The sequence below is a fragment of the Amycolatopsis sp. NPDC003676 genome, from assembly GCF_053587275.1.
Map to the genome: position 1 here is coordinate 1 of NZ_JBSFNS010000208.1, position 6,805 is coordinate 6,805.

Genomic DNA, 6,805 nt, shown 5'->3' on the forward strand with positions numbered 1-6,805 from the left:
GCGAATCCTCCTGGCGAACCAGCTCGTGGACCCGTCCGCGCTGCGCTGGCTGGCCGGCGAGCTGGCGGCGGATCCGGACTTCGTCGCATGCACCCAATGCCACATTGGGGCGCTAGCCCCACCACCCAACCGCAGCCACCCTACGAAGCTAGCCATGCAGCCAGACCCGGCCCAGCACCCCGATACGAAGCCAAAAACACGGGCTGAGGGTGCTTGTCAAGGCATCTTTCCCGCCTTGACAAGCACCCTCAGCCCGTAGTCACATCAGCTTCGGGGTGCCCCAACGCAACACACTTGGGTCAAACCCAAAGCAAAACTCAAGCCTGGCTATCGAAGTCCCGAGCAGCCAACGCCCGAACAATCCCAGCCCGCCCCTCGGAAACAAGCCGCCGCAACGCAGCAGGATGCTCCCCGGCAAGCCACTCATCCGAAGCATTAACCGTCGCAGGCTCAACAGCCCACGACGGGTACAACCCGATCGCCGTCGGCTGAGCCCGCTCACTAGACCGCCGAGCCCACACGTCGTCGATAACCTCGAAGTACCGCTCGATGTACTCCCCGAGCAAGTGCTTCTGCCCCGGGTGCGAGAACCCGGAAATCAACGCATCGCTCACCGCATTGGGAATCTCGTCGTCGTAAATAGCCCGCTGCCAAGTATCAGCCTTGGCCTCCGCAGTCGGCTGCAACGCCCGAGACCGCTCAGCGTGCCGCCGCCCAGCAGCAGTGTCATCCCGCTCCTGCTCGGCATTGATCTCGTCCGCACCAGCCTTGCCATGCGCGACCAACGCCTGCAACAACCGCCACCGCAGATCAGTGTCCACCGTGAGGCCCGGCAACGGCGCAGACCCGTCAAGCCACCCAGCGATCTCCGCCAGAATCTCGTCGCTCAACACCCCACCGGCCAGCGAGTTCACGAACGCCAGCTGATGATCCGACCCAGCCTCCGCGGTCCGAGCCAACTCCAACAGCCGCCCGCTCAACGCAGGCCACCCCTCAGAAGCAGCCCACTTCTGATCGGCATAAGAATTGAGCGCAGTCTGCGCCTGCAACAGCAGCCGCTGCACCACACCGACTTCGCTCTCGGCGTGAATCCCACGCGCCACGAGCGTCACGAAGTCGCGAGCCTTCAACTCGGCCTCGCGCGTCATCTCCCAAGCGGCCGACCAGCACAGCGTGCGCGGCAGCGATTCGGTGATGTCGCCGATCCGGTCGATCAGCGTCGTGAGCGACGCCGGGTCGAGGCGCATCCGGCAGTAGGTCAGGTCGTCGTCGTTGACCAGCACGAGCTTGCCCGCGGCCTGCCCGACCAGGTCCGGGACCTCGGTGCGCTCGCCGGTGACGTCCAGTTCGACGCGGCGGGTGCGGACGATCTTGCCGTCGCCGTCCTCGTCGTAGACGCCGACCGCGACGCGGTGCGTGCGCAGCTCGCCGGCGCCCGGCTTCGCACCGGTCTGCACGACGGCGAACGACGCGAAGGTGCCGTCCGCGGCGATCTCGTAGCGCGGGCTGAGCGAGTTGAGGCCGGTGGTCTCCAGCCATTCCGCGCTCCACCACGACAGGTCGCGGCCGGACGCTTCCTCCAGCGCGGCCAGCAGGTCGGCGAGCGTGGCGTTGCCCCACGCGTGCTTGCCGAAGTAGACCTTGAGGCCGTCGAGGAAGTGGTCGATCCCGACGTAGGACACCAGCTGCTTGAGGACGCTCGCGCCCTTGGCGTAGGTGATGCCGTCGAAGTTCACCTCGACCGCGTGCAGGTCGACGATGTCGGCCGCGATCGGGTGAGTCGAGGGCAGCTGGTCCTGGCGGTAGGCCCAGGACTTCTCGATGTTCGCGAAGCTGGTCCAGGCGTTCTTGTACTCGGTCGCCTCGGCCTGGGCGAACACGCTCGCGAAGGTCGCGAACGACTCGTTCAGCCACAGGTCGTCCCACCAGCGCATGGTGACCAGGTCGCCGAACCACATGTGCGCCATCTCGTGCAGCAGCGTCTCGGCGCGGCGCTCGTAGGCGTAGCGGGTGACGCGGCTGCGGAAGACGTAGTCCTCGAGGAAGGTGACCGCGCCGGCGTTCTCCATCGCGCCCGCGTTGAACTCCGGCACGAACAGCTGGTCGTACTTGGAGAACGGGTAGGGGGTGCCGAATTTCTCGTGGTAGAAGGCGAAACCCTGCTTGGTTTCGACGAACAGCCGCTCGGCGTCCATGTGCTCGGCGAGCGACGCGCGGCAGTAGATGCCGAGCGGGATGGTGCGGTGCTCGTCGCGGAACTCGTCGGTCCATTCCGCGTACGGGCCGGCGACGAGCGCCACCAGGTAGGTGGAAATCCGCTCGGATTCGGCGAACTGCGTGCGGCGCGCGCCGTCCTCGGTGTCCTCGGCGCTTTCGACGAGCGCGTTGGACACGACCTTCCAGTCGCGCGGGGCGTGCACCGCGAGCCGGTAGACGGACTTGAGGTCCGGCTGGTCGAAGCAGGCGAACATGCGCTTCGCGTCGGCGGTCTCGAACTGGGTGTAGAGGTAGACGCCGTCGTCGACCGGGTCGACGAACCGGTGCAGGCCCTCGCCGGTGTTCATGTAGCGGCAGTCGGCGGTGACGACGAGTTCGTTCTCCGCGGCAAGGCCGGGCAGCGCGATGCCCTTTTCCTCGGCGTAGCCGCTGACATCGAGCTCAGTGCCGTTCAGCACGGCGGAGCGGACGCCTTCGGCGACGAGGTCGATCCACGAGGCTTCGCCGGGACGGCTGCTGGAGAACCGCACCGTGGTGGTGGAGCGGAACGTCTTCTCCCCTGGACGGCCGCTGCCGTCGGTCAGGTCCAGCTCGATGTCGTAGGACGACACGTCCAGCAGGCCGGAGCGCTGCTTGGCTTCGTCACGCGTCAGGTTGGGGGCGGGCACGGGCACCTCTGGTCTTCGGTTCCGGTTGGCACGACGTTCAGCATCCAATCATGACGGGCCCGCAACCGGCGACCAGGGAACAATGCGGAGGGCTTCCCGCGTTGCCTCGCAGTGCGGGGGTTCGCCCCGCCCTCCGGCGAATGCCGGGGAGCAGCCGCGCCGAGGAGCCCGTGAAAAATGACTGACGCGTCCCAGCCTGTGAAGGTGGACTTTTTCTTCGACCCGATCTGCCCGTTCGCGTGGATCTCGTCGCGGTGGATCCTCGAGGTCGAGAAGCACCGTGAGCTGGACCTGACCTTCCGGGTGATGAGCCTGTCGGTGCTGAACGAAGGCCGCGAAGACCTGCCCGAGCGGTACAAGGAGCTGCTGAGCGAGGGCTGGGCCCCGGTGCGCGTCGCGACCGCGCTGGCGCAGACCCAGGGCCAGGAAGCCGTGCGGAACTTCTACACCGAGTTCGGCACCCGCTACCACAACCAGCACAACGAGGACCGCAAGCTCGTCATCAAGGAAGCGCTGGCCGCGATCGGCGCCCCGGCCGAACTCGCCGAGGCCGGCGAATCGGCCGAATACGACGAAGCGCTGCGCAAGAGCCACCACGAGGGCATGGACCCGGTCGGCATGGACGTCGGCACGCCGACCATCCACGTCAACGGGACCGCGTTCTTCGGCCCGGTGCTGTCGTCGATCCCGCGGGGCGAGGACGCGCTGAAGGTGTTCGACGGCGCGGTCGCGCTGGCCAGCTACCCGGACTTCTTCGAGCTGAAGCGCACCCGGACCGGGGACCTGAACTTCGACTGACCGCCCGGCTCGTGAGTGCTGATCGCGGTTCTAACCGTGACCAGCACTCACGAGAACCCGAGCGCTGCCCTGGTGACGTCCTCAGGGTAGGGCGAGTTTTTCAACGCCTCTTCGAGCGGCGTCTTGGCGGTCTTCAGCTCGTGCAGCCGCAGCAACCCGTCGCGATGCGCGCGCACGAACGATTGGTCCACCGGATCGCCGTGCCCAGGCACGACGATGCGCGGCTCCAGCGCGAGCAACGCGTCCATCGCGTCGGCCCAAGCGTCGAGCTCGTCGGCCGGCCCGAATGAGTACGCGGTGAAGCCGTGCGGACCGTGTTCCACGACGTCGCCCGCGAAGACGACGTCAGCGTCCGGCACATGCACCAGCAGGTCGTGGTCGGTGTGCGCGACGCCGGGGTGAACGAGGGTCACGGTGCGGCCGCCGAGGTCGAGTTCGGCACGGTCGGGCACGAGGCGGTCCGGGGGCATGAGCCCGGTGCGTTCGATGGCGTCGGCGATTTCCGGCTTGCCCTCTTCGCGGTAGTGCTCGGCCCAGGTTTGTTTGTCGGCTTCGCCGTTCTTCAGCATGGCCCGCAGGCAGCCGGGGTGAGCCCAGACGTCGCACGGCAGGAACGGCGTGGTGCCGAAGGCGTGGTCGAAATGCGCGTGCGTGTAGACGACCGACCACGGCAGCTCGGTCAGCTCGCGGATCGCGGCGGCGAATTCGGCGCCCTGGTCGACGTCGCCGCGGGTGTCGATCACCAGGCACTGCTCCTGGCCGAGCACCAAGCCGGTGGTGAGGTCCAGTTCGTCGTACCGGCGGGCGAAAACCCCGTCGGCCACCTCGGTCCAGCTCATTGCCCCTCCAGAATTCCGTGCGACAGCCTCGCCACGCTATCGCTGACGTCCTGCTGGGCAGCGAGAAATACGTCGTTTCCGTGGCCGGTCGCGGCGAGCTCCCGGCCGGAGGTGCAGCTGGTCAGCGCGGCTGGCACGTCGGTGGCCGCGTAGGCAGCTGCGGCGAGCGCGGCTTCGGCGGACCGCGAGCCGGTCAGCGCGCTGACGATCGCGCCCGCGCCCAGCTGGTCTTCGACGCACGGCCGCAGCGGACCGAATTCCGCTCCTTCGCTGAACATGTCCACGCCCCAGCGTTCCCCGGCGGGAATGACGCCGATCGGCCGTCCGTCGGCGATTTCCATGGCTTTCGCCGCGGTCGCTGACGCATTTCGCAGACAACCGGCCAATACGTGCGCGCCGGTTTTCTGCGCGGCCGCGCAGAGCGTCGCGCCGTTGGGGGAGGGGAGAGCGAGCAGCGTGCCGGACGGGATCTGCGTCACAGAAGACGGCCGGAGCGTCCATTCCTCTTCGCCGGCGACTACTGCTCCGGCCCCGCGCGCCTCGGCGATTCCGCGTTCGTCGCGCCAGCGCACCGGCAGCACGCGGCCGCCCCGGCTGACGACGAGATCCGTTGTGGTGCTGAAGGAAAGCACGTCCACGATGATCAGCACCGCGCATTCCCGGCCGAGGATTCCGACGCCTTCGCCGCCCCATTCGAGCCGGACGTCCGCGCCGTGCTGCGCTGCGATGTCCACCCCCCGGAGCATGCCGGGTCGGGCGCGAGATGGCACACTCCCGCTGTGCGTGTCTACTTGGGATCCGACCATGCCGGTTTCGAGCTGAAGAACCACCTTGTCCGCCACCTCGGCGAACAGGGGCACGAGGTGACCGACATCGGTCCGTTCGTCTACGACGCGGCCGACGACTACCCGGCGTTCTGCGTCGAAACCGCGCGCCGCGTGGCCGCCGACGAGGGCAGCCTCGGCATCGTCATCGGCGGTTCCGGCAACGGCGAGCAGATCGCCGCGAACAAGGTGCCCGGCATCCGCGCCGGACTCGGCTGGAGCGTCGAAACCGCGCAGCTGACCCGGGAGCACAACCACGCCCAGGTGCTGGGCGTCGGCGCGCGGATGCACACCGAGGAGCAGGCCACCGAGATCGTCGAGGCGTTCCTGGCCACGCCGGTCGACCCGGCCGAGCGGCACGCGCGGCGCGTGCAGCAGCTGCTCGACTACGAGCGCACCGGCACCCCGCCCGCCCTGCCGGAGGCCTGATGCCCGAGGGGCACACGCTCCATCGGCTCGCCCGTCTGCACAAACGCCGGTACGCCGGCGAACCGGTCTCGGTCAGCAGCCCGCAGGGCCGGTTCGCCGCTGAGGCGGAGAAACTCGACGGGCAGGTGCTCGTTTCCGCTGAGGCGTACGGGAAACACCTGTTCCACAACTACGGTCCTATGGGGACAGTCCATGTCCACTTAGGTCTGTACGGCACGTTCGGCGAGGCCGCGCTGCCTGTTTCTTCGCCGGTGGGCCAGGTGCGGATGCGGCTCGTTGGCCGCACCCACTGGACCGATTTGCGCGGCCCGACGCGGTGCGAACTGCTGGACCCGGCGCAGGTCGACGCGATCAAGGCCCGGCTAGGCCCGGACCCGCTGCGCCGTGATGCGAAGCCGGATCGCGCGTGGGAGCGGATCTCGCGGTCTCGGACGACGATCGCGGCGTTGCTGATGGATCAGGCTGTGCTGGCCGGCGTCGGGAACGTTTATCGCGCGGAAGTGCTGTTCCGGCACGGGATTTCGCCGATGGTTCCCGGACGCGCGCTGGACCGCGCGCTGTGGGACGACATCTGGGCGGACCTGGTGACGCTGATGCGCGCCGGGGTCCGGGTCGGGCGGATCGACACCGTCGCGCCGGAGCATTTGCCTGCGGCGATGGGCCGGGCACCGCGCGAGGACCGGCACGGGGGCGAGGTTTACGTCTACCGGCGGGCCGGGATGCCGTGTCTGGTGTGCGGGACTCCGGTGGCGCAGAAGGAATTGGCTGCGCGGAATCTTTATTGGTGCCCTACTTGCCAGCCTGCTTGAGTTCGGCGGAGTTGGGTTTGCGCTCGCTGGCTTGAGCTGGGTTCGCCCCGATGCGGTTTTCTCCGCAGCACGCGGGGTTCTCGCCACTCGCACCCCGGTCGGCGGGTTCCGTTGCGCTAGGCCGAGGTTCGTGAGGGGAACCCTGAGGGAATCAGATTCCCTCAGGGCTGGCGATCGTGCTCGTGTGGACCCAGCTGGTCGAGGGCCTGGTGCTGCTGATT

At 68.1% G+C, this 6,805-nt stretch carries 6 protein-coding genes; 3 read left to right on the plus strand and 3 right to left on the minus strand.

Features of this window, described 5'->3' with window-relative positions:
* Nucleotides 1–317 precede the first annotated feature (317 nt).
* Nucleotides 318–2,885 carry an aminopeptidase N gene (gene pepN / locus ACWDNU_RS44585; protein WP_449673294.1) on the minus strand — a complete coding sequence of 856 codons (2,568 nt, stop codon included), beginning with the start codon at nucleotides 2,883–2,885 and terminating at the stop codon, nucleotides 318–320.
* Between the two features lie 177 nt (nucleotides 2,886–3,062).
* Between pepN and ACWDNU_RS44590 the strand changes: the two genes are divergently transcribed.
* Nucleotides 3,063–3,683 (plus strand): mycothiol-dependent nitroreductase Rv2466c family protein, encoded by a 621-nt coding sequence (locus ACWDNU_RS44590; RefSeq protein WP_370935443.1) that lies wholly within the window; start codon nucleotides 3,063–3,065, stop codon nucleotides 3,681–3,683.
* 47 nt (nucleotides 3,684–3,730) lie between these two features.
* Here ACWDNU_RS44590 and ACWDNU_RS44595 read toward each other — a convergent pair whose 3' ends face one another.
* Together ACWDNU_RS44595 and ACWDNU_RS44600 are read right to left on the minus strand one after the other, a co-directional pair.
* On the minus strand, nucleotides 3,731–4,522 hold the full coding sequence (locus ACWDNU_RS44595; RefSeq protein ID WP_449673295.1) for an MBL fold metallo-hydrolase: 792 nt from the start codon (nucleotides 4,520–4,522) through the stop codon (nucleotides 3,731–3,733).
* The gene (locus tag ACWDNU_RS44600; RefSeq protein WP_449673296.1) at nucleotides 4,519–5,256 is read right to left on the minus strand and encodes a 2-phosphosulfolactate phosphatase; all 738 of its coding nucleotides are present in this window, start codon (nucleotides 5,254–5,256) and stop codon (nucleotides 4,519–4,521) included. The genes ACWDNU_RS44595 and ACWDNU_RS44600 overlap by 4 nt, the downstream gene beginning before the upstream one ends.
* A 45-nt stretch (nucleotides 5,257–5,301) precedes the next feature.
* Here ACWDNU_RS44600 and ACWDNU_RS44605 point away from each other — a divergent pair, with 45 nt between their 5' ends.
* Nucleotides 5,302–5,775: a ribose-5-phosphate isomerase gene (locus ACWDNU_RS44605; protein ID WP_344283378.1), complete on the plus strand. Its 474-nt coding sequence runs from the start codon at nucleotides 5,302–5,304 to the stop codon at nucleotides 5,773–5,775.
* Nucleotides 5,775–6,584 carry an Fpg/Nei family DNA glycosylase gene (locus ACWDNU_RS44610; RefSeq protein ID WP_449673297.1) on the plus strand — a complete coding sequence of 270 codons (810 nt, stop codon included), beginning with the start codon at nucleotides 5,775–5,777 and terminating at the stop codon, nucleotides 6,582–6,584. The genes ACWDNU_RS44605 and ACWDNU_RS44610 overlap by 1 nt, the downstream gene beginning before the upstream one ends.
* Nucleotides 6,585–6,805: the final 221 nt, after the last annotated feature.